General features: G+C 69.7%; 24 protein-coding genes. 13 read left to right on the top strand and 11 right to left on the bottom strand.

Annotation, left to right across the window (positions count from 1 at the left end; genetic code table 11):
- Positions 1-18: 18 nt before the first annotated feature.
- Positions 19-1,599, bottom strand: a complete 1,581-nt coding sequence (locus ACQP2E_RS34535) for a tetratricopeptide repeat protein (protein ID WP_433827162.1) — start codon at positions 1,597-1,599, stop codon at positions 19-21.
- 130 nt (positions 1,600-1,729) lie between these two features.
- On the opposite strand from ACQP2E_RS34535, the gene ACQP2E_RS34530 reads away from it, so the two are divergent.
- Both ACQP2E_RS34530 and ACQP2E_RS34525 read left to right on the top strand, forming a co-directional pair.
- A complete protein-coding gene (locus ACQP2E_RS34530; RefSeq protein WP_433834178.1) occupies positions 1,730-2,764 on the top strand; it encodes an SIS domain-containing protein in 1,035 nt (344 codons plus the stop codon).
- A gap of 23 nt (positions 2,765-2,787) precedes the next feature.
- On the top strand, positions 2,788-4,338 hold the full coding sequence (locus ACQP2E_RS34525; protein WP_433827161.1) for a sensor histidine kinase: 1,551 nt from the start codon (positions 2,788-2,790) through the stop codon (positions 4,336-4,338).
- On the opposite strand, the gene ACQP2E_RS34520 is transcribed toward ACQP2E_RS34525, so the two are convergent.
- Complete coding sequence (locus tag ACQP2E_RS34520; RefSeq protein ID WP_433827160.1) at positions 4,310-5,488, bottom strand: glycosyltransferase family 39 protein; 1,179 nt, start codon at positions 5,486-5,488, stop codon at positions 4,310-4,312. The two genes, ACQP2E_RS34525 and ACQP2E_RS34520, sit on opposite strands and share 29 nt — an antisense overlap.
- 418 nt (positions 5,489-5,906) lie before the next feature.
- Here ACQP2E_RS34520 and ACQP2E_RS34515 point away from each other — a divergent pair, with 418 nt between their 5' ends.
- The 3 genes from ACQP2E_RS34515 to ACQP2E_RS34505 all read left to right on the top strand — a co-directional run bounded on the left by ACQP2E_RS34515 (position 5,907) and on the right by ACQP2E_RS34505 (position 9,428).
- Positions 5,907-7,601, top strand: coding sequence for a nitrite/sulfite reductase (locus tag ACQP2E_RS34515; protein ID WP_433827159.1), 1,695 nt, complete (start codon positions 5,907-5,909; stop codon positions 7,599-7,601).
- A gap of 151 nt (positions 7,602-7,752) precedes the next feature.
- Positions 7,753-8,535: a phosphoadenylyl-sulfate reductase gene (locus tag ACQP2E_RS34510; RefSeq protein WP_433827158.1), complete on the top strand. Its 783-nt coding sequence runs from the start codon at positions 7,753-7,755 to the stop codon at positions 8,533-8,535.
- Positions 8,536-8,603: 68 nt separating this feature from the next.
- Positions 8,604-9,428 carry a sirohydrochlorin chelatase gene (locus ACQP2E_RS34505; RefSeq protein WP_433827157.1) on the top strand — a complete coding sequence of 275 codons (825 nt, stop codon included), beginning with the start codon at positions 8,604-8,606 and terminating at the stop codon, positions 9,426-9,428.
- Positions 9,429-9,980: 552 nt separating this feature from the next.
- On the opposite strand, the gene ACQP2E_RS34500 is transcribed toward ACQP2E_RS34505, so the two are convergent.
- Both ACQP2E_RS34500 and ACQP2E_RS34495 read right to left on the bottom strand, forming a co-directional pair.
- A complete protein-coding gene (locus tag ACQP2E_RS34500; protein WP_014447395.1) occupies positions 9,981-10,235 on the bottom strand; it encodes a WhiB family transcriptional regulator in 255 nt (84 codons plus the stop codon).
- Positions 10,236-10,648: 413 nt separating this feature from the next.
- Entirely contained in the window at positions 10,649-11,599 is a 951-nt protein-coding gene (locus tag ACQP2E_RS34495) for a diacylglycerol/lipid kinase family protein (RefSeq protein ID WP_433827156.1), read from the bottom strand.
- Positions 11,600-11,651: 52 nt separating this feature from the next.
- Between ACQP2E_RS34495 and ACQP2E_RS34490 the strand changes: the two genes are divergently transcribed.
- On the top strand, positions 11,652-12,047 hold the full coding sequence (locus ACQP2E_RS34490; RefSeq protein ID WP_433827155.1) for a hypothetical protein: 396 nt from the start codon (positions 11,652-11,654) through the stop codon (positions 12,045-12,047).
- 38 nt (positions 12,048-12,085) lie between these two features.
- A complete protein-coding gene (locus ACQP2E_RS34485; protein ID WP_433827154.1) occupies positions 12,086-12,778 on the top strand; it encodes a FadR/GntR family transcriptional regulator in 693 nt (230 codons plus the stop codon).
- On the opposite strand, the gene ACQP2E_RS34480 is transcribed toward ACQP2E_RS34485, so the two are convergent.
- Both ACQP2E_RS34480 and sodN read right to left on the bottom strand, forming a co-directional pair.
- A complete protein-coding gene (locus tag ACQP2E_RS34480) occupies positions 12,775-13,170 on the bottom strand; it encodes an ATP-binding protein (RefSeq protein WP_181557991.1) in 396 nt (131 codons plus the stop codon). The two genes, ACQP2E_RS34485 and ACQP2E_RS34480, sit on opposite strands and share 4 nt — an antisense overlap.
- Before the next feature lie 112 nt (positions 13,171-13,282).
- On the bottom strand, positions 13,283-13,687 hold the full coding sequence (sodN, locus tag ACQP2E_RS34475) for a superoxide dismutase, Ni (protein WP_111651779.1): 405 nt from the start codon (positions 13,685-13,687) through the stop codon (positions 13,283-13,285).
- Positions 13,688-13,821: 134 nt separating this feature from the next.
- Here sodN and ACQP2E_RS34470 point away from each other — a divergent pair, with 134 nt between their 5' ends.
- The 4 genes from ACQP2E_RS34470 to ACQP2E_RS34455 all read left to right on the top strand — a co-directional run bounded on the left by ACQP2E_RS34470 (position 13,822) and on the right by ACQP2E_RS34455 (position 16,713).
- Entirely contained in the window at positions 13,822-14,085 is a 264-nt protein-coding gene (locus ACQP2E_RS34470) for a S24 family peptidase (protein ID WP_433834175.1), read from the top strand.
- Between the two features lie 141 nt (positions 14,086-14,226).
- The gene (locus ACQP2E_RS34465; protein ID WP_433827153.1) at positions 14,227-15,459 is read left to right on the top strand and encodes an NAD(P)-dependent malic enzyme; all 1,233 of its coding nucleotides are present in this window, start codon (positions 14,227-14,229) and stop codon (positions 15,457-15,459) included.
- Between the two features lie 89 nt (positions 15,460-15,548).
- Complete coding sequence (locus ACQP2E_RS34460; RefSeq protein ID WP_433827152.1) at positions 15,549-16,499, top strand: zinc-binding dehydrogenase; 951 nt, start codon at positions 15,549-15,551, stop codon at positions 16,497-16,499.
- A 49-nt stretch (positions 16,500-16,548) separates the two neighbouring features.
- Positions 16,549-16,713, top strand: coding sequence for a hypothetical protein (locus tag ACQP2E_RS34455; RefSeq protein WP_181557985.1), 165 nt, complete (start codon positions 16,549-16,551; stop codon positions 16,711-16,713).
- On the opposite strand, the gene ACQP2E_RS34450 is transcribed toward ACQP2E_RS34455, so the two are convergent.
- The 5 genes from ACQP2E_RS34450 to ACQP2E_RS34430 all read right to left on the bottom strand — a co-directional run bounded on the left by ACQP2E_RS34450 (position 16,710) and on the right by ACQP2E_RS34430 (position 24,707).
- Entirely contained in the window at positions 16,710-17,816 is a 1,107-nt protein-coding gene (locus tag ACQP2E_RS34450) for an acetate/propionate family kinase (RefSeq protein WP_433827151.1), read from the bottom strand. The two genes, ACQP2E_RS34455 and ACQP2E_RS34450, sit on opposite strands and share 4 nt — an antisense overlap.
- A complete protein-coding gene (gene pta, locus ACQP2E_RS34445; RefSeq protein ID WP_433827150.1) occupies positions 17,813-19,879 on the bottom strand; it encodes a phosphate acetyltransferase in 2,067 nt (688 codons plus the stop codon). The genes ACQP2E_RS34450 and pta overlap by 4 nt, the downstream gene beginning before the upstream one ends.
- 62 nt (positions 19,880-19,941) lie before the next feature.
- Positions 19,942-20,121, bottom strand: coding sequence for a DUF6104 family protein (locus ACQP2E_RS34440; RefSeq protein WP_433827149.1), 180 nt, complete (start codon positions 20,119-20,121; stop codon positions 19,942-19,944).
- 60 nt (positions 20,122-20,181) lie between these two features.
- Complete coding sequence (locus ACQP2E_RS34435; RefSeq protein WP_433827148.1) at positions 20,182-23,934, bottom strand: multifunctional oxoglutarate decarboxylase/oxoglutarate dehydrogenase thiamine pyrophosphate-binding subunit/dihydrolipoyllysine-residue succinyltransferase subunit; 3,753 nt, start codon at positions 23,932-23,934, stop codon at positions 20,182-20,184.
- 128 nt (positions 23,935-24,062) lie between these two features.
- Positions 24,063-24,707 (bottom strand): hypothetical protein, encoded by a 645-nt coding sequence (locus tag ACQP2E_RS34430; RefSeq protein ID WP_433827147.1) that lies wholly within the window; start codon positions 24,705-24,707, stop codon positions 24,063-24,065.
- A 93-nt stretch (positions 24,708-24,800) separates the two neighbouring features.
- Between ACQP2E_RS34430 and ACQP2E_RS34425 the strand changes: the two genes are divergently transcribed.
- The gene (locus tag ACQP2E_RS34425) at positions 24,801-25,559 is read left to right on the top strand and encodes a GNAT family N-acetyltransferase (RefSeq protein WP_433827146.1); all 759 of its coding nucleotides are present in this window, start codon (positions 24,801-24,803) and stop codon (positions 25,557-25,559) included.
- Positions 25,556-26,317 (top strand): lysophospholipid acyltransferase family protein, encoded by a 762-nt coding sequence (locus tag ACQP2E_RS34420; RefSeq protein ID WP_433827145.1) that lies wholly within the window; start codon positions 25,556-25,558, stop codon positions 26,315-26,317. Before ACQP2E_RS34425 ends, ACQP2E_RS34420 begins: the two co-directional genes overlap by 4 nt.
- Positions 26,318-26,351: the final 34 nt, after the last annotated feature.

Genomic DNA, 26,351 nt, shown 5'->3' with positions numbered 1-26,351 from the left:
GCGGTGATCAACTAGGCCCTAGGCGCGGTCTCCGCGCCGTGGGGTGAAGCGGCGCCAGACCGTCCGGCCCCGCGGACGAGGAATGGCCGGGACCCGGATCGTGGCCGCTGCCAGCTCCCGGGCGGGCCGGTCCAGGCCGGGAGCGGCCAGCGCCAGCTCGGCGACGGCACGCGCGGCGGGGCCGGACGCCGTCTCGGTGAGCCGGCCGGTGACCACGGCGGCCACGTCGGCGCGCGCTTCCGGGTCCACCCAGGCGTACGTGACAAGCGCGAACAGCGCCGCCTGGGTCACCCGGTCCAGATCGCCGTCGAGCAGGCCGAGCAGCAGACGCCGGCGGCTGGACTCCAGCCAGGGCTCCTCGCTGCCGTGGTGCAGCAGGCCGAGGCAGGCCCAGGCCTCCAGCCCGGTCGGCTGGCGCGCCTCGGTGACCGACGGGTGGGCCAGCAGCGCGAGCAGCTCCCACGGCTCGACGAGAACCAGTCCGAGCGCCCGGTCGTACGCGGCCGGCGGATGCGCCCAGGTCGGTGACGCGACCCGGAGCAGCCGGTGCACCGCGTCCGCGGACGGCTCGGCGTTGACCGGAGCGCGCCCGGCCGGCAGGAGAGCACCGGCCGGCATGCCACCCAGCCACGGCGTCTCCCGGCAGCACTCCTCCAGGTCGGTGTGCTCGTGCGCGTCGTCCGGGTGGTCCCGGATGAAGTCGGCGAGCGCGACCAGGTGGGCCACGTCGCTGTCGGCCCGGTACCGCAGCCGGTGCGCGGTGTGCACGACACAATCGAAGTCCGGGTCGCGTTCCAGCGCCAGCTCGGTCCAGCGCAGCGCCTCGTCGAGCCGGTCCAGGTCGGCGAGGGTGGCGGCGACGTCGGCGTACACCGACAGGTCGTCGGGGTCGTACGCGACAGCCCGGCGCAGCGCGGCGAGCGCCTCGGGCATCCGGCCGGCGCTGCGGTACGCGTACCCCAGCCAGATCTCCCCGAGTTTCGACGGCTGCGCCCGGGCGCCGCGAGCGGCCCAGTCGACGGCGAGACCGACCTCGCCGAGCCGGCGTGCCAGCGCGGAACCGGCGCCGAGCAGCATCGCCTGCTCACCGTGCGCGGCGACGGCGTGCCGGACGACAGTGAGATAGGGCCGGAGCGCGTCGACCGTCTCGGCCGGCGCGGGATCGCCGACGGCGGTGCAGAGCCGCATGATCGTGCGGGCCAGCACGCCCGGGTCGACGCGTACGCCGAGCGCGGGCTCACTGACCCAGGGCACGCCGGCCCAGTCGATCTCCGGGTGGCTGCCGCTGGCAGTGGCGAGAAGTGGGAGCCCGTCCTCCGGGCGGCCCGAGGCGGCGAGCAGGTGTGCGCGGGCGACCGTGCGGCCGACCGATTCGTACGGCTCGGCGCCGAACAGGTCGAGCCCGCCCCCGGTGGTCGCGGCCAACCGGCTGAGCAGCTCGTGGATCTCGGGCAGGGTGGGTGCGTGGGCGAGCAGGCCTGCGAGAAGCCCGGCGGCGTCCGCGTTCTCGCCACGGTCGAGTGCGGCGCGGGCGCGCGCGATGTCGCGGTGGGACGAGGGGGATTCCACGAGGAAAGACCCTAGGGGAACCGACGCCATATGTCAGTCCTCATGTTTGCGCAATCGTGCGCGAAACCTTGACCTAGTAAGCTTTTTCTTGCAAGACTGCGCAGCGATCGCACAAGAATTGGATGTCAGGGAGGATCACGTGACACAGCGAGGGCACGGCATGTCGGCGGACATCGCGGAACAACCCGCCGGTTTCGCCCGGCTGCTGGACGGCCACAATTCCGGTGCGATCGCGCAGGTGGCAGCCGAGATCGCTCGCCGGAAACCGCGCAACGTGGTGTTCGTGGCCCGGGGCACCTCCGACCACGCCGCGCTCTACGGCGCCTATCTGTCCGAGATCCGCCTCGGCCTGCCGGTCGCGAGCGCTTCGCCGAGCGCGATCACGCTCTACGGCGCCAAGCCCGACTTCACCGGCTCGCTGGTGATCGGTGTCAGTCAGAGCGGTGGTTCCGCCGACCTCACCGGCGTCCTCGGCGTGGCCCGGGAGAACGGCGCGCTCACCCTCGCCGTCACCAACAACCCCGAGTCGCCGCTGGCGCAGGCCGCCGAGCTCTCCATCGACGTCGCCGCCGGTCACGAGCGCGCGGTCGCCGCCACCAAGACCTACACGGCCGAGCTGCTCGCCCTGCTGCTGCTCGTCGAGGGCGTGCGCGCCGGTGACGGGCAGCTCCCCGCCGAGGAGCGGGCCGCGATCGAGGAGCTGCCCCGGCTCGCCGAGGCGGCTCTCGCCGACTCGTCGGCCGAGGACTTGGCTCAGCGTTACCGGTTCGCTTCCAGCTTGGTGACGACAGGCCGTGGGTACGCGTACCCGACTGCCCGTGAAGCCGCGCTGAAGCTCATGGAGACGTCCTACCTGCCGGCCCTCGCGTTCTCCGGCGCCGACCTGCTGCACGGCCCGCTCGCGATGGCCGACCCGGACGTGCCGGTGCTCGCGGTGGTCGGCGACGGCCCCGGCGGCCGTGCGATGCGCGACGTGGTGACCCGTCTCGGTGAGCGCCGGGCCGACGTGGTGACGATCGGCGCGGCCGACGTTCCCGGCGCCTCGGCACGGCTTGCCGTCCCGGCCGTCGACGAGCGGTACAGCCCGCTGCTCGACATCCTTCCTCTTCAGAAGCTCGCGCTCGCTCTCGCGCTGGCCCGGGGCGAGGACCCGGACGCGCCGCGCGGCCTCAAGAAGGTCACCACGACGCTGTAATCAACAGCCCATAAGCTGGGGCCGTGTCCACCCTGCGTGACCTCGTCGAAGAGCACACCACCCTCAGCTCCGCCGACATCGACCACCTGCACCGCCTGGCCGGCGACTGGCAGCTTCTCTCCGATCTCTCCTTTGCGGACCTGCTTCTCTGGGTGCCGATAAAGGGGGAACCGAGGCAGCCACGCGAGTTCCTCTGCGTCGCCCAGGTGCGTCCGGTGACCGCGCCGACGGCGTACCAGGACGACCAGGTCGGCAAGATCGTCGGCGGCCCGGAGGTGGCGCACCTCGACGTGGCGATCACCCAGGAGCGGATCTGGCGGGAGGGCGACCCGGTCTGGTACGGCGACACCCCGGCCCGCCACGAGGCCATCCCGGTCCGGCTCCGGGACGCCACCGACCTGGAAGAGGGTTACAGCGAGGTGATCGCGGTGATCGGCCGCGACACCAACCTGAGCACAGCGCGCACACCGAGCCAGCTCGAGCTGAACTACCTCACCACCGCTGACGACCTGGCCCAGATGGTGTCGGACGGGACCTTCCCGCCGCCCCGGCACCCGGGTGAGACCACGTCGGCGCCCCGGGTCGGCGACGGCATCATCCGGCTGGATTCGTCCGGCAAGGTCACCTACGCCAGCCCGAACGCGCAGTCCGCGTACCGGCGGCTCGGCTTCAACTCCCACCTGGTCGGCGAGGAGCTGGCGAAACTCGCCATCCGGCTCTCCGCCGACCCGCTGGAGGGCAACGACGCGTCCGAGCGGATCCTCTCGTCGCTGCGCGGCGAGTTCGCGCCCCGGATGGAGGTGGAGGCGCGCGGCGCCACAGTGCTCACCCGGGCGCTGCCACTGCTGCCGGCCGGTGTGCCGATCGGCGCGCTGGTGCTGGTCCGCGACGTCACCGAGATCCGCCGCCGGGAACGCGCCCTGATGACCAAGGACGCGACCATCCGGGAGATCCACCACCGGGTGAAGAACAACCTGCAGACCGTGGCGGCGCTGCTGCGCCTGCAGGCCCGGCGGGTCGCCGCGCCCGAGGCGCGGATGGCCCTGGAGGAGTCGGTACGCCGGGTCGCTTCGATCGCCCTGGTCCATGAGACGCTCTCGATGTCCAGCGACGAGGCGGTCGAGTTCGACGGCATCGTCGACCGGGTCGCCTCGGCCGCCACCGAGGTGGCAGCCACCAGTTACCCGGTGCGGATGCGCCGGGAGGGCACGTTCGGCGTACTGCCCGCCGAGATCGCCACCTCGCTCGTGATGGTGCTCAACGAGCTGCTCATCAACGCGGTCGAGCACGGTTTCCCGGCGCCCGAGGACGACGAGGACCTGACCGCCCCGGCGCCGGAGATCGCCGGTGAGGTTGTCGTCTCCGCGCATCGCTTCCGCAAGCAGCTGCACGTCACGGTCGCCGACAACGGCCGGGGCCTGCCGGACAGCTTCAAGTTCGAGGGCAGCAAACGGCTCGGCCTTCAGATCGTCCGGGCGCTCGCCACCGGTGAGCTGCGCGGCAGCATCGAACTGCGCAACCGCTCCGGCGGCGGCACCGAGGCCGTCATGGTGGTCCCGCTGGCGAAACGCTGATCGGTCCGGCCGCCGTGGTGGCGGCAGGGGCCGGGCGGTGCGCGTCCGGCTCGCGGATGGCGCGGTGCTGCGGCAGCGCCAGCGCGACGATCGCGAGCAGCGCCAGGAGTGCTCGCAGACGCAGGCCACGCAGGGCGGCCGCGGCGCAGAGCGTGATCGGCACGAGGGCCGGTAACGCGTACTGCGGCGCCCACACCTGACCGCTCAGGAACGTCGCCCCGATCAGCACGAGCGGCGGCACGGCGGCGAGCGCGGCCAGCTCGCGGATCAGCGCACGGTCCGGCCACCGCGCGGCGAGCGCCAGCCCGATCACCAGCAACCCGGCCGCCGCCGAGCCGAGCAGCACCTCCGGCGCGCTTCGCGCCACCTCCCACGGGAGGTGGGGGCGCCAGGCCAGCAGCGCGGCATGCTGCCGCACACCGAGTGAGATCAACGGCGCCGGGGGTACGAGTGACAGCACGGTCACCGGGAACCACCAGAACAGTGCGGGCTGGCGGCTGAGCACCCATCGCGAGAAGACCGTGTACGCGTGCCCGGCCAGGATCAGCAGCGCCGTGACGTGCAGCAGGCCGGTGAGGGTGATCAACAGCCCGTACCCGGTCCAGCGCCACCAGCGCGGCTGGTCGAGCGTCCGATAGAGCAGGAGCGTCGCGGCGGTGGCGCAGAGGAAAGCGAGTGCGTAAGGGCGTGCCTCCTGTGCCCACCGGCTGACCGCGGGCAGGGCGGCCAGTATCAGCCCGGCGCAGAGCCCGATGCCGGGCGTGAGGATGCGCCGGCCCAGCTCACCCGCGAGCCCGGCACCGAGGCCCATCGCGATGGCCGACGGCAGCCGCAGCATCGTGACGTCGTCGCCGGCCAGCTCGGCCCAGAAGTGCATGAGCAGGTAGTAGAAGGCGTTCACCGCGTCGGCGTCGCGGGCCGAGTCGAGGATCTGCTCCGGCGTGAGCCCGGTGGAGACCCGAGTGAGCTGCTCGCGAGCACCGGCCACCGGCACGGCCAGGCCGATCAGGCCGACCGAGGTGGCCAGCGTGGCCGGGACCAGAAAAGGACCCCACGCCAGGACGAGGGCGAGGGGTCGCCGGCGGGTCGTACGCCGAGGCGCCGCGAGTGGCCGGGTCGGGGAGTCGTCGAAGGCTGCCGGACTGAGCATGGGCGGCTCCCGTAGGGGTCGGCCTGAGGCCTTTGACGCCCGAGTCTGACAACCTTAAGTAGTGTTGTCACTACACCAAGTGGTCGATCTTTGGTGCCGGCGAGCTTAGGTGGCAACTGTTACAAGATGTTAGGGCTGTGTTACGCGGCACACTCCCGGATTCTGGACCGCACTGGCTCAGATTCGCCAGGCGTGAGACGCTAGCCAACATGACCGCTGCTCTGGACTGCCGCCTCGTGGCCCGCCGCCACGTGGACTACGGCCGTGTCCGCAGCGCGATGTGTCCGGCTTCCTGACGCCGCCCGATTTTCATTTTCGGCCGCGCGACCGCCGGGCCCACTCCTGACACAGATGTCACGAGTCCTCTTCAGGGCCGTGGGCGGCAATGCGCGCCCACGAAACCCGGAGGAACGCCGACATGGCGCCCAGCAACACCCCCGCTGCAGGTCCCACCGCCCGCCCTCGTAAGGCGCGTGGCGAGGGACAGTGGGCGCTCGGACACCGCGAGCCGCTCAACCCGAACGAACGCAGCAAAAAAGACGACAACCCGCTCAACGTCCGTGCGCGTATCGAGAACATCTACGCCCACGGCGGGTTCTCCTCGATCGACCCGGCCGACCTGCGTGGCCGGTTCCGCTGGTGGGGTCTCTACACCCAGCGCAAGGCCGGAATCGACGGCGGCCGCACCGCGGTGCTGGAGCCGGAAGAGCTCGAGGACGAGTACTTCATGCTCCGCGTCCGCATCGACGGCGGTGCCCTGAGCCTGCTGCAGCTGCGCACCATCGCCGGCATCGCGAGCGAGTTCGCCCGGGACAGCGCGGACATCACCGACCGGCAGAACATCCAGATGCACTGGATCCGGGTCGAGGACATGCCGGAGATCTGGCGCCGGCTCGAAGCGGTCGGACTGCAGACCACCGAGGCGTGCGGCGACTGCCCCCGGATCGTGCTGGGCAGTCCGGTCGCCGGTGTGGCGATCGACGAGGTCATCGACGCGACGCCGGCGATCGACGAGATCGTCAAGCGGTACGTCGGCGACCCGCGGTACTCGAACCTGCCCCGCAAGTTCAAGTCGGTGATCTCCTGGCTGCCGGACGGGCCGTACCAGGCGAACGACATCTCCTTCGTCGGTGTCGAGCACCCCGAGCACGGCCCCGGCTTCGACCTCTGGGTCGGCGGCGGCCTCTCCACCAACCCGCGCCTGGCCGAGCGCCTCGGCGTCTGGGTGCCGCTGGCCGAGATCCCGGACGTCTGGGAAGGCGTCGTCGGGATCTTCCGCGATTACGGTTACCGCCGGCTCCGTCACCGCGCCCGCCTGAAGTTCCTGCTCGCCGACTGGGGTGTGGAGAAGTTCCGCGAGGTCCTGGAGAAGGAGTACCTCGGGCGCACGCTCCTCGACGGCCCTGCGCCGGAGCTGCCGGAGAAGCCGATCGACCACATCGGCGTGCACAAGCAGAACGACGGTCGTAACTACGTTGGCGCCGCCCCGATCGTCGGGCGCACCTCCGGCACGCAGCTCGGCAAGCTCGCCGACCTGGTCGAGGAGTTCGGCTCGGATCGGGTGCGGCTCACCGCGTACCAAAAGGTCCTGGTCCTGGACATCGCTGACGACAAGGTGGAACCGTTCGTCAAGGGCCTGCGTGCGATCGGGCTGGAAGCCCGTCCTTCGGCCTTCCGCCGCGGGACGATGGCCTGCACCGGCATCGAGTACTGCAAGCTCGCGATCGTCGAGACCAAGGCGCGCGGCGAGGAACTGGTGGCGCGGCTTGAGGAGCGGCTCAAGGACTTCGACGCCGACCTCTCGATCCACATCAACGGCTGCCCGAACGCATGCGCCCGCACCCAGGTCGCCGACATCGGCCTCAAGGGCCAGCTCGTGCTGAACTCGCGCGGCGAGCAGGTCGAGGGCTTCCAGATCCACCTGGGCGGCGCGCTCGGCATGGCCAAGGGCGAGACCGCCGGCTTCGGGCGCAAGGTGCGTGGCCTGAAGGCCACCGCCGAGGAGCTTCCCGAGTACGTGGAACGTGTCGCCCGGCACTACCTGGACGGCCGCACCGACGGCGAGACCTTCGCGAAGTGGGTCCTGCGGGCCGACGAGGAGCTCCTGAAATGAGCGACGCCAGATCCGCTCCCCTGTACTGCCCCTACTGCGGTGAAGAGGACCTCCGTCCCAACGAGGCCTCGCACGGCGCCTGGGAGTGCCACTCCTGCGCGCGGGTTTTCTCGGTCAAGTTCATCGGGTTGTTGTCCAAGGGAGTAAATCGATGAGTCTCCTGAACGCTTCTAGCCTGGGCCTGATCGACCTGGGTGGCTCGGCCTCCGCCTCCTCGTCGTCTGCGGTCTTGGAGCCCGGCCGGCGCAGCCCGGAGGAGCTGCGGGCGCTCGCTCTCGACGCCGCGCAGGCCCTTGAGGGCAAGCCGGCCGAGGAGATCGCCAAGTGGGCGACCGACACCTTCGGCGCGCGGTTCTGCGTCACCAGCTCGATGGCCGACGCCGTCGTGGCGCACATCTTCTCCCGGGTCGCGCCCGGCGTCGACGTCGTCTTCCTCGACACCGGCCTGCACTTCCCGGAGACCCTCAAGGTCCGCGACACCGTGGCCCGCACGATGAACGTCAACGTCCGGTCCATCCGCCCCCGGATGACTGTCGGCCAGCAGGACGGCGAGTACGGCCCCCGTCTCTTCGCCCGCAGCCCCGACGAGTGCTGCTTCCTGCGCAAGGTGGAGCCGCTGGAGCGCGCGCTCAGCGACTACGACTCCTGGGCCACCGGCCTGCGCCGCGACGAGTCGCCGACCCGCGCCAACACGCCGGTCGTCGCCTTCGACGCCAAGAAGGGCAAGGTCAAGGTCAACCCGATCGCGGCCTGGACCCAGGCGGACGTGGACCGCTACATCAGCCGGTGGAACGTGCCGGTCAACGAGCTGTTCAAGAAGGGCTACGGTTCGGTGGGCTGCTGGCCGTGCACCCGGCGTACCAAGGCCGGCGAGGACCCGCGGGCCGGGCGCTGGGCGATGTTCGAGAAGACCGAATGCGGTTTGCACGTGTGAGCGGCTCTGGTTTTCCGGGTGGCTCCGCGGCCGGCTTCAGTCGCCGGTCGCGGCCTGCCGTCGTCCTGGTGGCTCACGGCAGCCGTGACCCGCGGGCCGCGGTCGCCACCGAGGCGCTGGCCCGGGCCGTCCGCAGGGCCCGGCCGGACTGGCTGGTGCGGGCGTCCTATCTCGATCACGCCGGTCCCCGGCCGATCGACGTGCTGGCGTCGGTGCCGGCCTCCCGCGCGGTCCTGGTGCCGCTGCTGCTCACCGCCGCCTATCACGGCCGGGTGGACCTGCCCGCTGTGGTCCGGGAAGCCGAGTCCCTGCCGATCGAGGTGACCGCCACCGACGTCCTCGGCCCGGCGTCACCGCTGTTGCTGGCGGCGCTGTGCCGGCGCCTGTCCGAGGCCGTGTCGCCCGGCGTGGAGTCGTGCGTCGTTCCCACCCGGCATGCCGGCTGCGTAACGCGCCCGAGTGATGGTGTCACCCGTCAGGGCGTCCTGCCGGGGGTTGGTCTGCCAGATGGTGATCTGCTGGGTGGTGGTGTCGACGGCGTGGTGCTCGCTTCGGCCGGCACCCGGGATGAGGCTGCCCGGGCGACGGTGGCCGAAGCGGCCGCGGCGCTCGGACGGCGACTCGGTCTGCCGGCTGAGGTCGCCTATGCCTCCGGCGCCGGACCGTCCGCGGGTGAGGCCGTGACCCGGTTGCGTGAGGCGGGCGCTCAGCGGGTAGCCACGGCGGCATATTTCTTGGCACCGGGCCTGCTCTACGACCTGGCGGCACGCACCGCCCGCGAGGCCGGCGCAATCACCGTGGCCGAACCACTCGCCGCCGCCCCGGAACTCGTGCGCCTCGTGAACGCCCGCGTAGAGCCCGCCCTGACCGGCCGCCTACCCATCGCAGCCTGACCCCGCGCCTGCGAGGTTGCGGCGCCGCCTTCGGAGCGGGATTCTGCGGGGCTGGAACGTCCTGCATGGAGTCCCAAGCTCAGATTTGGCGTCTTCGGGCGCTCAGCGGGCTCTCGGCGGACTCTCAGTGGGTCAGCGGGTCAGCGGCTGGGCTCAGGGGATTCACAGGTGGTTCAGGGGATTCACAGTGAGCCTTCGCCGGATTCGGGGGATTTGAGCGGAGGCGGGGAAGGACTTGAGGGCTAGTCCGATGGGGACTACGCGACCAAGTGGTTACCTGATTGCCGGTGAACGAACTAACTCACTGTGGGTTACCGGCGCTCCGCGCAAGGTAACTGCGAAAGGGTGATCGGGTCACTCCAATGCGGAGTGTGCCGAGTCCGCGACGCAAAGCGTCTTGATCCGAATTTCGAGATCATTTCGGGGGTTCGGGAAAACTGACGGTGATCGCAATTGCGCACTGCGGAATGGAACGCTGGGTGAGCGGCCCGAAACAGCAAGACGCCCCGGTGCCGTGAGGCCCGGGGCGCAAATGCTGTGTGGGGGATTGATTCAGGCGGTAGGAGCGCCGACCCGAAGGCCACCGCGACGCTTGACTGCGCGTCGTTCGTCTTCGCTCATGCCGCCCCATACGCCGGCGTCCTGACCCGACTCGAGGGCCCAAGAGAGGCACGACTCGGTCACCGGGCACCGCCGGCACACGGCCTTGGCCTGCTCGACTTGCAGGAGCGCCGGGCCGGACGTCCCGATCGGGAAGAACAGCTCAGGGTCCTCGTCGCGGCAGATCGCATCGTGACGCCAGTCCATGGCGGCAAACTCCTTGTTTCGGATGGGGTAATGAAAACAGTGCTGTTTACCTATATGCATGCGCAGTGGAGGCGACGGGTTGTGCCCGCGCGATCACCAGTGCGTCAGCAAGCTATTGGTGTTTGGTGGCTGTTCTGCGCTTCTTGATTAAGGAACGCGCACAAGCAGCAACCGGTTACTTCTTTTCGCTTGTGAATGCTTTCACGAACTCTCGCGATGTCAAGGGTAGCGCCGGAAGTTTCTCCCGCCGGGTGAGCTGGCTCACGCACCCATATGTCCGGTTCCGTGGTTACTGCTGGAGCCGGATGACGAACGCCCCTATCAATGTAGTACGGTCCTGCCCACTTCGCCGACCTTTTGACCGTGTTTCTGTAACGGATCGTGAGCACCTACCAGGTTCACGTACCCCGTTGTCAGCAGATCACACGCAGAGCCGAGGGGACGGACACGAAGTGCACTTTCTGGCGTTCGCCTAGGTAGTCGCCGTCCAACTGGAATGCCTGGGGTCGGGACGCCACCACGGTGAACTCGGCGATGTCATGAAGCCGTAATACTTGTTTACCTCGTAGATCGCTGGACTGCCACGCGAGTTGTGTCACGGTCCGTGCGGTGCCGGGGAGGTTGAGGCGGCGCATCGCCATCACGTCGAGGCCCAGTTCGAACGAGGCGCCGGGGTTCGGGTCGACGGACCGTTCACCGACATAAGTCCAGGGTGCGGTGTTCTGGACGATCACCGTGCCGATTCCGGTCTCGGTCTCCTCGCCCGGTCGTTCCAGCGACATCGGTGGATCCTTGCGGTCCATTCCGGTGAAGAATTGCGATGTCATCGCGCGGACGTAGAGAGCCGGGGTGGAAGTGCGCCCACGGAGGCGAGCCTGCTCCACTTTGCGAATCGTCGCGGCGTCCCAGCCGAGGCCGGCCGCGAAGGCGAAGTAGCGGTCGTCGGCCCGGCCGAGATTGATGATCCGGTGCCGGCCGTCGCGGATGCCGTCGAGAATCACGCTGGTGCCGTCCACCCAGTCGCGTGGCATGCCGAGCGCGCGGGCGAAGACGTTCGTGGATCCACCCGGGACCACCGCGAGCGCCGGAAGCCGGTACGCCAGAGGACCCGACTCCCCACCGAGGGCGGGTGCCGCGGTCAGCAGACCGTTGACCGCCTCGTTCACCGTGCCGTCGCCGCCCAGCGTGACGACCAGGTCGACCCCGGTCTCGGCCGCGTCGCGCGCCAGCTTCGTGGCATGGCCGCGCCGTTCCGTGTATCGCACCGTCAGGTCCACCGCGCTGCGCAACGCCCGGACCAGGACATCGCGGCTGCGCTCACTGGTCGTCGTCGCCCTGGGGTTGACCACCAGCAACGCTCGCATGGGCGGCACTGTACCCGTCGAAACGCCTCCGGTCTGTCGGTATGGTGCACGAGTGACCGGAGAGAACCCCGTGAAAGACGGAGCGGCGACCCTCGAATGGGGGGTTCGGCTGCTCTACCTGCAGGCGGCCGGCCTCGCTGTGCTCACGGCGTACCTCGTCGTCCTTGATCTGACCGGGGACGGGATCGATGTGGCGATCGCCGCGTCGCTCACGGTGATGGCCGCTCTGGCCGCGTTCGGGGTTTTCGTGGTGGCGCGCGCTCTCGGGCGCGGCGCGGTCCGTGCGCGGGGCCCGGCCGTCGTGATTCAGCTGTTCCTGCTGGCGACCGGAGGATTTCTGGTCCAGATCGGCATGATTTGGCAGGGCGCGGGCATGCTGGTTCTGGCTGCGGTGACCGCGGCTCTGATCCTCGTTCCGCCAAGTAGTCGAGCGTTGGGCGTCGATTAGTGGGTCTCCGTCGGCGGATCAGGGCCTAACCTGTATGGGTGACCGGCTCAACGGTGCGCCCGCCCGCATATCAGCAGCTTGCGGACGATTTGCGTGCAGATATCACTTCAGGGCGGCTGCAGCCCGGTGAACGTCTGCCTCCGGAACCCGAACTCTGCGTCAAGATCGGCGTCAGCCGGAGCACGGTGCGCGAGGCGCTGCGGCTTCTCGCCAGCCAGCACCTGATCGTGACGACGCGTGGCGTGACCGGTGGCAGCTTTGTCGCTCATCCCGACGCCGAGCAGCTGGCCGACGGGCTGTCGACCGGGTTCGCGCTGCTCACCCACTCCGCCAGCGTCGGCCTTGTCGACCTGCTGGAGCTACGGCGCGCCCTGGAGGTGCCGGCGGCGGGCCTGGCCGCGACGCGCCGGACCGACGCGCATCTGGCGGAGCTGCGTGGCGCGCTCTTCGACCCGGTGATCGACGACTTCGACACGATGATGGCGGCACACTCCGCGTTTCACCGGGCGATCTCCAAGGCCACCGGCAACCCGCTGTTCGAGCTGGTCGGAAGCCCGCTTTACCAGGCTTCTTACGGCGAGGAGATCATCGGCGTGCTGCCCGAGGGGTACTGGCTGCGCATCGACGCCGACCATCGCCGCCTGGTGGAGTGTCTGATCTCGCAGGACGCCGAGAGCGCGACACGCGTCGCGGGCGAGCACCTGGATTTCATCGCGGAAGCGGTCCGCTAGAACTCGGTACGCCGAGTAAGCAGCCGAATCGTGGCAGAACGCCCGTTCGCCTCGGCCTCGGCCGACGTGGTGAGGGCGGTCAGCACCTTCCACGCGAACGACGACTCGGAGGGCAGCCGCGCGCCACGAACCGTGGAGACGGTGACCTCGACGGTCAGCGCATCGTCGGTGACCGCGAAACGGCACTCCAGCTCGGCGCCGCGAGTGGCTATCGCCAGCAGCATGGCGCACGCCTCGTCGACCGCGATCCGCAAGTCCTCGATCTCGTCGAGCGCGAAGTGCAGCCGTGCCGCGAGGCCCGCGGTGGCCGTACGGAGGACACCGAGGTACCCGCCGTCGGCGGGAACGGTCAGTAGTACGACGTCGTCACCGACGTCCGGCCCTGTCTGCATCAGCTGAGTCACCCGAGCCCCTCCTCCTGATGGAGGAGACTCTAGCCGCTCACGCTGAGTAAGGGCAGGCCCGGCTGCCGGAATTAATCCGGCTGCCGGGCCTGGGAACCGCTCAGGCCTGCTTGGTCTCCCAGAAGATCTTGGAGATCTCCTCGATCTTGCCAAGCAGCTGCTCGGCGACGGCCGGGTCGACCGAGCCCTTCGCACCGGCGGCGCCGGCCAGCTTGGTGGCCTCGTTGAACAGGCCGTGCAGCTGCGGGTACTTCTCGAAGTGCGGTGCCTTGAAGTAGTCGGTCCAGAGCACCCACAGGTGGTGCTTGACCAGCTCGGAGCGCTGCTCCTTGATCAGGATGGCGCGGGTGCGGAACTCGGGGTCGGTGTTCGCCTGGTACTTCTCGGCGATGGCCTTGATCGACTCGGCCTCGATCCGAGCCTGCGCCGGGTCGTAGACCCCACAGGGCAGGTCACAGTGCGCGCTGACAACGGTGCGCGGCGTGAGGAAACGCGGAAGTCGCATCAGGACTCCTCCAAAGAGATTTGCGATGATCCAAGGCTGACACTACCCCTTACACCCATGGGGTAACGCGACGGAGGCTTGATGCCTTGAGATGGCAATTACCACTGTTCGTAGTGCTGGTGCAGGGCCCGTCCATGGTTCCGGCGCTGCGCTCCGGCGACGCCCTGGTTGTCCGCCGGGGTGGCCGCCGGGTTCGTCCCGGAGACATCGTCGTGGCGAGCTTCCGGTCCCGGCCCGACCTGCTGGTGGTCAAGCGCGCGGTACGCGAACAGGACGGCGGCTGGTGGCTGGAAGGTGACAACGAGTTCGTCACCGACGACTCGCGGGCGTACGGCGTCGCCGACACGCTGGGCCGTGTGACGTACCGGTACTGGCCCAGGCCAGGGCGTTTGAGTTAAGGTCTTCTGATCCCCAGCGCACACCCGTGCTGCGGTTGCTTTACCGGGTGATCCCCGCATCGCACCTCCCTCTGGCGCATACTCGCGACCAGCAGTGGTCAGGTGCCAACGTGTCAATGACGATGCCGTGTGGAGTTCACCGTGTCTTTTTTCAGTTTTGAGCTCGATCCTGCCCTTGCCGCCGATCCGGTCTTCGACCTGCACCGCCAGGGCAAGATGACGATGAGCGCCACTGTTCCGCTCGCCAGCCGGGACGACCTGTCCCTGGCGTACACCCCGGGTGTCGCCCGGGTCTGTGAGGCGATCGCCGAGGACGAGTCGCTCTACCCCGACTACACCTGGACCGCCAACACGGTCGCCGTGATCACCGACGGCTCGGCCGTCCTGGGCCTCGGCAACATCGGCCCGAAGGCCGCCATGCCGGTCATGGAGGGCAAGTCGGTCCTGTTCAAGCAGTTCGGCGGGGTCGACTCGATCCCGATCTGCCTCGACACCCAGGACGTCGAGGGCATCATCGCCACGGTCAAGGCGATGGCCCCGTCGTTCGGCGGGATCAACCTCGAGGACATCAGCGCACCGCGCTGCTTCGAGATCGAGCAGCGCCTCGACGCCGAGCTCGACATCCCGGTCTTCCACGACGACCAGCACGGCACCGCGGTCGTCACGCTCGCGGCGCTGCGCAACGCCGCGAAGCTGCTCGGGCGTCAGTTCGCCGACCTGCGCGTGGTCATCAGCGGCGCCGGCGCGGCCGGTGTCGCGATCACGAAAACGCTCATCGCGGCGGGCGTCCAGGGCGCCAACATGATCGTCTGCGACTCGCGCGGCATCATCCACGCCGACCGGCCGAACCTCGGTCCGGTCAAGGAGCAGCTCGCCGCCACGACGAACATCTCCGGGCGTACCGGTGGCATCGCCGAGGCCCTGATCGGCGCGGACGTGCTGGTCGGCGTCTCCGGTGGCGCGATCGAGGAGTCCGCGCTGGCCGGGATGGCGCCAGGCGCGATCATCTTCGCGCTGGCCAACCCGACGCCGGAGGTCCACCCGACGGTCGCGCACAAGTACGCGGCGGTCGTCGCGACCGGCCGCAGCGACTTCCCGAACCAGATCAACAACGTTCTGGCGTTCCCGGGCATCTTCCGCGGCGCGCTCGACGTCCGGGCCACCACGATCACCGACCGGATGAAGGTGGCCGCAGCCGACGCGATCGCCGCGATCGTCTCCGACGACCTGCGTCCCGAGGCGATCGTGCCGTCCCCGCTGGACCCGCGGGTCGCTCCGGCGGTCGCGGCTGCGGTCGCGGCGGCGGCGATCGAGGACGGCGTCGCGCGCCGGTCCGCGGCCCCGGCGCACGCGGCGACTGTCGTCCCGGCCTGACGACGGCATCACCACCTGACAGGACAGCCGTGCCGCTCCCGCACATCCGGGGGCGGCACGGCCGTCTTATTCAGCGTTAAGGTCGGCTGATGCGAGCCGCTTACGCCTCCGCCCTGAACCCGGACGAGCCCCTGCGCGGGCTGACCGTCGGTGACCTGCCCGAGCGAGCCACACCCGACGGCTGGGTGCCGGTCGAGGTGCGTGCCTCCTCGCTCAACCACCACGACCTGTGGTCGCTGCGTGGTGTCGGCCTGCCCGCCGACCGGCTCCCGATGATCCTCGGCTGCGACGCGGCAGGCGTCGACCCGGACGGCAACGAGGTCGTCGTCTTCCCGGTGGTCGAGGACAAGGCCGATCCGCGGGGCTATTCGCTCTTCTCCGAGTGGCATCCCGGCGGGATCGCGGAGAGGATCGCGGCGCCCCGGGAGAACCTGATCCGGAAACCGGCAGGGGTCTCCTTCGCCGAGGCGGCCTGCCTGCCGACCGCCTGGCTCACGGCGTACCACATGCTGGTGACCCGCGGCCGGATCGCTCAGGGTGGGTCCGTGCTGGTTCAAGGCGCCGGAGGCGGCGTCGCGTCGGCGGCGGTCGCGCTCGGCGTGGCGCTGGGCAAGCGCGTTTACGCGACCAGCCGTGAGCAGTGGAAACGTGAGCGGATCAGCCAGCTCGGCGCGACCGCGCTGGAGCCCGGCGCGCGGCTGCCGGAACGGGTGGACGTGGTGATCGAGTCGGTCGGCGAGCCCACGTTCGACCACTCGATGAAGTGTGCGGCGCCCGGCGCCCGGATCGTGGTGTGCGGAGCGACCGCCGGTCACCAGGCCACGATCGACCTGCGCCGGGTCTTCGCCATGCAGATCGAGATCCTGGGCAGCAGCATGGGCACCCCCGACGAGCTCGCCGAGCTGCTGGAACTGGTCGCGGACGACAGGGTCCGCCCGGTGATCGACTCGACGTTCCGGTTCAGCGAGGCGGCGAAGGCGTTCGAGCGGCTCGACACCGGCGAGGTCTTCGGCAAGGTCGTAATCGATCATCTCGCCTGATCAGGTGGTCTGTTTCGCCATCCTTGACCCGTTTCGCTAGGGTCGGCGCATGTCTGACAACAGCGTCGACCCCAGCGGCAACACCGAGGCGTTCCGCGCGTTCACCCGGACGACGTCCGACTCCGAGTCGTCGTCGTCCAAGCTGCCGTTCGTGATCGGTGGCGTGGTCGCCCTCGTCGTCCTGATCGCACTCGTAACCTGGCTCGCGCTCTAGGAAACGGCCTTCCGGGCCTCCGAAGCGATCTCCAGCTCCTCCTCGGTCGGCACCACACACACGGTGATCGGTGATCCGTCCGGGGAGATGATCAACTCATTGCGAGCGTTGCGGTCCGGGTCCACCGTGATGCCGAGTGCTTCCAGCCCGGCCAGCGCGTGTTCCCGGACCAGCGGCGCGTTCTCGCCGACCCCGGCCGTGAACGTGATCGCGTCCACCCGGCCGAGCACTGCCAGGTAGGACCCGACGTACTCCCGGATCCGCCGGCAGAAGACGTCGAACGCCAGCCGCGCGTCCTCGTCACCGGCGTCGGCGCGCTCCAGGACCGTACGCATGTCGTTGGCGCCGGAGAGGCCGAGCAGCCCGGATTTCCGGGTCAGCGTGTCCTCGATCTCGTCGAGCGACAGGCCGGCCACCCGGTGCAGGTGGAAGATCAGGCTCGGGTCGATGTCACCCGAACGGGTGCCCATCACCAGGCCGGGCAGCGGGGTCATGCCCATCGACGTCGCCACGCTCCGCCCGCCGCGAACAGCGGCGGCGCTCGCGCCGTTGCCGAGGTGCAGTGTGATCACGTTCGCCTCGCCGGCCGGCTTGCCGATCACCCGTGCCGTCTCCCGGGACACGTACGCGTGCGAGGTCCCGTGGAATCCGTACCGTCGCAGGCCCCACCGGCTCGCGAGGTCCTTGTCGACCGCCCAGAGCGCGCCTTCCGGCGGGATCGTCGCGTGGAACGCGGTGTCGAAGACCGCCACCTGCGGTACGTCCGGCAGCAGCTTGCGGGCCACCCGCAGCCCGGTCAGCGCGCCCGGGTTGTGCAGCGGGGCCAGCGGGATGAGTTCCTCGATCGCGGCCAGCACGTCGTCGTCCACCACGGTCGCCGCGGTGAACCGCTCGCCGCCGTGCACCACCCGGTGGCCGACCGCGGACAGCCCGGTCAGGTCCAGGTCGTCCATCAGCGTACGCAGGGCCTCGTCGTGGTCGGCCACGTCGCCGTCGGCCTCGCCGATCCGCTGGACCAGGCCCTTGGTGAGCACCTCGTCGCCGTCGTAGAGCCGGTACCGCAGCGACGACGAGCCGCAGTTGAGCACGAGTACCCGGGTCATCTCGCTCCCGCCTGGATCGCCGTGATGGCGACCGTGTTCACGATGTCCTTGACCGTGGCGCCACGGGACAGGTCGTTGACCGGCGCGCGCAGACCCTGCATGACCGGGCCGACCGCCACCGCGTTCGCCGACCTCTGCACGGCCTTGTAGGTGTTGTTCCCCGTGTTCAGGTCGGGGAACACGAAGACGGTTGCCTTTCCGGCCACCAGGCTGCCGGGCAGTTTCGCGGCGGCGACGGCCGGGTCGATCGCCGCGTCGTACTGGATGGGTCCCTCGACCGGCAGGTCGGGCCGTCGCTCGCGGACCAGCGCGGTGGCCGCCGCGACCTTGTCCACGTCCGCGCCGGACCCGGAACTTCCGGTCGAGTACGACAGCATCGCGACCCGTGGCTCGATGCCGAACGCGGCAGCCGTCTGCGCCGACGAGAGCGCGATGTCGGCGAGCTGTGCCGCGTCCGGGTCCGGGTTGACCGCGCAGTCGCCGTAGACCAGGACCCGGTCGGCGAGCAGCATGAAGAAGACGCTCGACGCCACCGACAGCCCCGGCACGGTCTTGATGATCTCGAAGGCCGGCCGGATGGTGGCCGCCGTCGTGTGGTTCGCGCCGGAGACCATGCCGTCGGCCAGGCCGGCCGCGACCATCATGGTGCCGAAGTAGTTCACGTCGCGGACCACGTCGAACGCCAGGTCCAGCGTGACGCCGCGGTGTTTGCGCAGCTCCGCGTACCGGGCCGCGAAGTCCTCGCGCCACTCGGCGGTTGCCGGGTCGACAAGGTGCGCCCCACCGATCTCCACGCCGATCTCCCGGGCCCGCCGGGTGATCTCGGCCGGGTCGCCGAGCAGGGTGAGGTCGGCGACGTCACGCCGCAGCAGGGTCTCGGTGGCCCGCAGGATCCGCTCCTCGGTGCCCTCCGGGAGCACCAGGTGCCGCCGGTCGGCGCGGGCCTTGTCGATCAGATCGTTCTCGAACATCAGCGGGGTCACCCGGCCGGAGCGGGCCACGTCCAGCATCCGCGACAGCTCCGCGGTGTCCACGTTCTTCTCGAAGACGCCGAGCGCCGCCTCGACCTTGCGGGGTGTGCTCAGCTCCGCCTTGATCCGGCCGGCCGCCGCGATCGTGTGATAGCTGTCCGCCTTGGAGATCAGGATGGCGAGTCCGGTGTTCAGACGCTCGATGACCTTGACGGCTTGCGGGTCCGGCGGCTCGCCCAGGGTCAGCACCAGACCGGCCAGGGTGGCCGTGCCGGCCGCGTGCGCGGCGCTCGCCGCCACCAGCAGGTCCGCGCGGTCGCCAGGAGTGATCAGCAGTGCGCCCTCGGTCAGGTGTTTCAGGACGGTGGGCACCTGGGCGGCACCGACCACGTAATCCAGCACGTCGCGATCGAGGGCGCTGGGCGTACCCATGAAGACCGTGGCGTCCAGCGCGGCAGCGACCTCGGCCACCGTCGGCGCGGCGATGGCCGCGACCTCGGGCATCGCCCAGACCGGGACCGGCAGGCCGTTGATCTTTTCAAGATCAAAGGGCACGCGGTTGGCGATCACCGCGAGAACGGTCGCGCCCAGATCAACAAGCGAGTGGTACGCGCTACGCGCCGCCGCCGCGAGCGACTCAGGAGTACGCCCCTCGCCGCTGACGACCGGGACCACCACACTGCCGAATTCGGTCGCCAGGCGCGCGTTGAAGGCCAGTTCCCGGGGCAGTTCCTCGCGGCCCTCGTCAGCCTTGTCGGAGAAATCGCTGCCGATCACGACGACGGCCGCACTGCGCCGCTCCACGTCCCGGTAACGCTCCACGATCCGGCCGATCAGCTCCTCCCGGCGGCCGTCGGCGACCAGCGCGGACGCCTCGGCCATGGTGACGCCGAAGGACTCCTCGTACGGCACCGGGCCGGGATAGCGATCACGAAGGACGGAGAGAAGCGGATCTCGGTCCTGGCCGGCCACCAGGGGACGGAAGACCGCCACCTGAGCGACTCGCCGGGACAGCAACTCGACGATGCCGAGCGCCACGGTTCCTTTACCGACACCGGGGCCCAAGCCCGCGACGTACACACTGCGTGCCACGGATTCAACCTACCGGCAGGACCACCACGCGGCCGGGCCGAAAGTCCCGGACAGGGTGAGATCTATTCGTCGTCGTCCTCGTCGGCACGGGCCAGCCACGTGGCGAAGCGCTCGATCGGCGTCTCGAACTCCGGGTTCATGTCGACGAAGGTGCGCAGCTGCTCGCCGATCCACTCCAGGGTCACGGTCTCCTCGCCACGACGCTGGACGAGTTCCTCGATGCCACGGTCGGTGAAGTACATGCCCGGATAGTAGAAGGGGCCGCCCCGGTTTCCCGGAGCGGCCCCTTCACTTCGCGTACGTCACGGGCGAGGCAGGGAGGCCTCGACCAGCGCCGCCTGCTCGGCCTCGTGCATCTTCGCCGAGCCGACCGCCGGGGCGGCGGCGGCCGGGCGGGAGATCCGCCGCAGGCGGACGCCCTCCAGGTGCTCGAGCAGGTTGAGCGCCACGAACGACCAGGCGCCCTGGTTGGCCGGCTCCTCCTGGACCCAGGCGAAGTCCTCGGCGTTCGGGTACTGCGCGAGCACCGCCTTGAGCTCCTCGACGGGCAGCGGGTAGATCTGCTCCATCCGGATGATCGCGGTGTCGGTGTTGCCGCGCTCGGCCCGCGCCTGGAACAGGTCGTAGTAGACCTTGCCGGAGCAGAGCAGAACCCGCTTCACCGCGTTCGCGTCCAGCTGCGTGCCGTTGATCCCGGCGTCGCCGATGATCGGCTGGAACGTGCCCTCGGTGAAGTCGGCGACCGACGACACCGCGAGCTTGTGGCGCAGCAGCGATTTCGGCGAGAAGACCACCAGCGGCTTGCGCTTGCTGCTGAGAGCCTGGCGGCGCAGCAGGTGGAAGTAGTTCGCCGGAGTGGTCGGGTTCGCCACCCGCATGTTGTCCTGCGCGCAGAGCTGCAGGAACCGCTCGGGACGGCCGGACGAGTGGTCCGGGCCCTGGCCCTCCTGGCCGTGCGGGAGCAGCAGTACCAGCGACGACTGCTGGCCCCACTTCACCTCGCCGGAGGAGATGAACTCGTCCACGATCGACTGGGCGCCGTTGACGAAGTCGCCGAACTGCGCCTCCCAGAGGACCAGCGCCTCGGTGTTCTCCACCGAGTAGCCGTACTCGAAGCCCATCGCCGCGTACTCGCTGAGCAGCGAGTCGTGCACGAAGAACCGGGCGCTGCCGGTCGCCATCGTGGAGATCGGCAGGAAGTCCTTGCCGGTCTTCGCGTCGACGATGGCGGCGTGCCGCGAGGTGAACGTGCCACGCCGCGAGTCCTGGCCGGCGAGACGGACCGTGACACCCTGGCCGAGCAGCGATCCGAACGCGATCAGCTCACCGAAGCCCCAGTCGATGCCGCCGTCCGACGACATCTTGGCGCGCCGGTCGAGCAGCTGCTGGACCCGCTTGTGCGGGGTGAAGCCCTCGGGCAGCTCGACGTGCGACTGACCGACCGCGCGGACCACCTCGGCGCCGATCGCGGTCTGCACCTCGGGCTCGGCCTCCTCGGTGAGGCTGTGCGGGCGGGGCGGGGTGGCGCCGGCGTCCCGGGTGGCCTTGAAGACGTCCTCGAGGCGACCCTGGTAATCGCGCAGCTGCTCCTCGGCCTCCTGCACGGTGATGTCGCCGCGGCCGATCAGCTCCTCGGTGTAGAGCTTCCGCACGCTGCGCTTGGTGTCGATGATCTGGTACATCCGCGGGTTGGTCATCGAGGGGTCGTCGCCCTCGTTGTGACCGCGGCGCCGGTAGCAGACCATGTCGATCACGACGTCCTTGTTGAACGTCTGCCGGTACTCGAACGCCAGCTTGGCGACCCGGACGACGGCCTCGGGGTCGTCACCGTTCACGTGGAAGATCGGCGCCTCGACCATCCGGGCCACGTCGGTGGAGTACATCGACGAGCGGCTGTACTCCGGCGCGGTGGTGAAACCGACCTGGTTGTTCACGATGACGTGCACCGTGCCGCCGGTCCGGTAACCACGCAGCTGCGACAGGTTCAGCGTCTCGGCGACCACGCCCTGCCCGGCGAACGCGGCGTCGCCGTGCACCAGCACCGGCAGCACCGTGTAACCGTGCAGGCCCAGGTCGAGACGGTCCTGCTTGGCCCGGACGATGCCCTCGAGCACCGGGTCGACGGCTTCCAGGTGCGACGGGTTCGCCACCACGCTGACGGTCGTCGAGCTCTCGCCGTCCGGCGTCGTGTACTTGCCGGTCTGGCCCAGGTGGTATTTCACGTCACCCGAGCCGTGGGCCGACCTCGGGTCCATCTGACCCTCGAACTCGTTGAAGATCTTTTCGTACGGCTTGCCGACGATGTTGGTCAGAACGTTCAGCCGGCCGCGGTGGGCCATGCCGATGACCATCTCGTCCAGGCCGGCCTCGGCGGACGACTGGAGAACCGCGTCGAGCAGCGGGATCAGCGACTCGCCGCCCTCCAGCGAGAACCGCTTCTGACCGACGTACTTGGTCTGCAGGAAGGTCTCGAAGGCCTCGCCGGCGTTCAGCCGGTGCAGGATGTGCTTCTGCTCCTCGGCGTCCGGCTTCGTGTACTTGACCTCGATGCGCTCCTGGACCCAGCGGCGCTCCTCCGGGTCCTGGATGTGCATGTACTCGATGCCGACCCGGCGGCAGTAGCTGTCGCGCAGCACACCGAGCACGTCGCGCAGCTTCATCTTCTGCTTGCCCGCGAAGCCGCCGACCGGGAAGGTCCGGTCCAGGTCCCACAGGGTCAGGCCGTGCTGGAGCACGTCCAGGTCGGGGTGCTTGCGGATGGTGAACTCGAGCGGGTCGGTGTCGGCCATCAGGTGACCGCGCACCCGGTACGCGTGGATCAGCTCCACCACCCGGGCGGCCTTGTCGATCTGACCCTCGGAGGTGCGGGCCACGTCGCGAACCCAGCGGACCGGCTCGTACGGGATCCGCAGCGACGTGAAGATCTCGTCGTAGAAGCCGTGGTTGCCGAGCAGCAGCTCGTGCATCACCTTGAGGAACTCGCCGGACTGCGCGCCCTGGATGACCCGGTGGTCGTACGTGCTGGTGAGCGTGGTGACCTTGCTCACGCCGAGCTCGGTCAGCATCTCGTCGCTCATACCGGAGTACGGCGCGGGGTATTCCATCGCGCCGACGCCGATGATGGCGCTCTGACCGTTCATCAGGCGCGGGATGGAGTGGACGGTGCCGATGCCGCCGGGGTTGGTCAGCGAGATCGTCGTCCCGGAGTAGTCCTCCATGGTCAGCTCGTTGCGACGGGCGCGCCGGACCACGTCCTCGTACGCCTGCCAGAACTGACGGAAGTCCATCGTCTCGCAGTTCTTGATCGACGGGACGACCAGGCTGCGGGAGCCGTCCTTCTTCGCCAGGTCGATCGCGATGCCGAGGTTGATGTGCTCCGGCTGGACCAGGTTGGGCTTGCCGTCGATCTCGGCGAAGGAGTTGTTCATCTCCGGGTGCGCCACCACCGCGCGGATCAGCGCCCAGCCGATCAGGTGGGTGAAGCTGACCTTGCCACCACGCCCACGGGAGAGGTGGTTGTTGACCACGATGCGGTTGTCGACCATCAGTTTGGCCGGGACCGCGCGCACCGAGGTGGCGGTCGGGACCTCGAGCGAGGCCGACATGTTCTGGACGATCTTGGAAGCGACCCCGCGGAGCGGAGTGGTCTTCGCGTCGGAGGGCACGTTGCCGCTGGAAGAGGGCTTGGGCGCGGCCTTCTCCACCGGTGCCGGCTTCGGTTTCGGCTCGGCCTTGGGCGCGGCCGCCGGGGTCACCGGCTTGACCGGGGCCACCGTGGCCGCAGCCGGAGCGTCCGTGCCCGCTTTCGCCGCGGACGCGGTGGCGGTGGCCGCCTTGGCCTCGTCCGGAGTCGCGATCGAACCCGATGCCATCGCCGGCTTGTAGTCAGCGAAGAAGTCGTGCCAGGCGGGGTCGACACTGGTCGGGTCGGCCAGGTAGCGCTGGTACATCTCATCGACGATCCACTCGTTGGGACCGAAGTCCGCGAGTGGATTGTCCTGCGAAGTCTGCTGCGTCGACACTGCCGCGTTCGCCTCTTTCACCGTGTTTGTCATCACGTGACTGCTCCGTCACGCGGGACGGGTAGGATTCCCGCTCAAGGCTACGCCGTGCTTGAGCGCCCTCCGACCGGACGTCCACTCTGTGACCAACTGCCTTCCGCGAGATCTGCTTGCGCGGGGCGTCAGCCGGTCGTGATCCAGGTCGCCCGCGCGATTGCGAGCCTTCGGCCGTCCGGACCGTGAACCGCCGAATCGACCATCGCCTTGCGGCCCTCGATCGAGGTGGCCGCGCCGACCACCACGCACTCGTCGCCCGGTGCCGGCAGGGCCAGCACCTGCGCGGCGATCCGGCCCAGGACGTACGCCCGGCCGGTGGCGATCGCGGCCCACCCTCCCGGGCAGTCCAGCGCGGCCCACATGGTCGGCTCGGAGACCTCGTCCGGGACCGTCCACGGCGCCGCCGTCCGCCCGTCCGCCAGCACCCCCGGAAAGATCCGCAGGCCGTCCGGATGATCCGGCCCGCAGACGAAACAGGTGGGGAAGGGGTGCGAGGTGAAACCGGGATATCCGGCCGACGCCGCGACCGCCTCGTCCCGCGAAACGGGTGGCACGCCATCACCGATGGAGGGTGCCTTCGCGACCGAGGCGACAAGCGTCCCCCCAGCCCAGATCGAGTCGTCGCGCAGGTCGAGGGAAACGCCGAGCGGAGGCGGGACCCGGAGCGTCACCTGTGCCGGTCGCACGCCCGTGGCCTGCGCGAACACTCCTGCGCACCAGCCTCCGTTGCCGGTGCCGGGCGGGCCGTTGAAGCGATCCGGGATCAGCATCCACCGACTCTCGCACAAGTCGTTCATCCGCCGGTCACGCATCGCCTCCTGATCCGACACGCCATCGGCAGTTGTCACCCTTACACAGATCCCATGGCAGTTCTGATGACAGCCGCCGCACCCACCGGGACCAGCGGCTACACGCTTCTCATCGCGGACGACGCGAGCCTCGTCGAGGCAGCACAGCGGCTGCGCCACGAGGTCTTCGCCGGCGAACTCGGCGCCACTCTCGCAGGGCCGGCCGGACTCGACACCGACGAGTTCGACCAGTACTGCGATCACCTGCTCGTCCGGGACGACTCGACCGGCGAGGTGGTGGGCACCTATCGGATGCTCCCGCCGCGCGCCGCGGAACTGGCCGGCCGCCGGTACGCGGACGGCGAGTTCGACCTGAGCGCCCTCCGACCTCTGCGGGACCACCTGGTCGAGACCGGCCGGTCCTGTGTGCACCCGGACCACCGCTCCGGCGCCGTGGTCAACCTGATGTGGGCCGGCATCGCCCGGTACATGCACCTCAACAACCTGCGCTGGCTGGGCGGATGCGCCTCGGTGCCGCTCGCCGACGGTGGCGTCACGGCGGCCGGCGTCCGGGAACGGATCAACGCGAAGCACCTCTCCCCGCCGGCCATGCGGGTTCGCCCGCGCCGGCCGTGGACGCCGCCGGAAGGTCTGGCCGGCGACCCGAAGACAGCGGTTCCCGCGCTGCTCAAGGGTTACCTGCGGCTGGGCAGCTGGGTCTGCGGCGAGCCGGCGTACGACGCGGACTTCGACTGCGCCGACTTCTACGTGCTCTTCTCGATGGACCGGCTGGACCCGCGGTACCGCCGGCACTTCCTGGGTGCGACCCGATGAACTGGCACCCCGCCTCCGGGTGCGATGACGACTGCCGGCCGGGCGGGCACGCGCAGGTGCCGCCGGTCACCGCCACACTGCGGGTGGTCGCGCTCATCGGCGTACTCCTGACGGGTCTGTTGCCTGCGGCGCTGCTGCGCGGCGCCGCGCTGCAGGCCTTGCCCCGCGCGATCCTCGCGGTTCTCGGTATCCGTCTGGTCTGGCGCGGCGCGGTGCCGCGACCCGGCAGCCTGCTGGTCGCCAACCACGTCTCCTGGCTGGACATCGTCGCGCTGTACTCGGTGGTTCCGGTGCGGCTGGTGGCGAAGCACGATGTGCGGGAGTGGCCGGCCATCGGCGCGACCGCGGATCGCAGCGGCGCCATCTTTATCGATCGGACCAGGCCGAAGACGCTGCCCAGGACGGTGGGCGAGGTCGCTGCCGCGCTTCGCGGCGGTCGCTCGGTCGCGCTCTTTCCGGAGGGTACGACCTACTGCGGCACCGAGCACGGCCCGTTTCGTCCGGCGCTGTTCCAGGCGGCGATCGACGCGGGAGCGCCGGTGGTGCCGATCTCGATCAGTTACGACTCGACCGAGGCCGCGTTCGTCGGCGAGGACACGCTCTGGGAATCGGTGCTGCGTGTGGCCCGGGTCCGCAGGCTCACCGTGACCCTGGCGGCGGCACCGGCGCTGCGGCCGGAGCCGGGTGCCGGCCGCCAGGCGCTGGCTCGGGCGGCGCAGTCCAGCATGGGAGTGGGCGGTTACCGCCTCGCCGCCTGATCGGCGGGGTGACTCTCACAGATAATTTTCAGCA

It is taken from the genome of Actinoplanes sp. CA-015351, from assembly GCF_050955685.1.
GTDB lineage: Bacteria > Actinomycetota > Actinomycetes > Mycobacteriales > Micromonosporaceae > Actinoplanes.
This window is presented reverse-complemented; position numbering and strand designations above follow the sequence as displayed.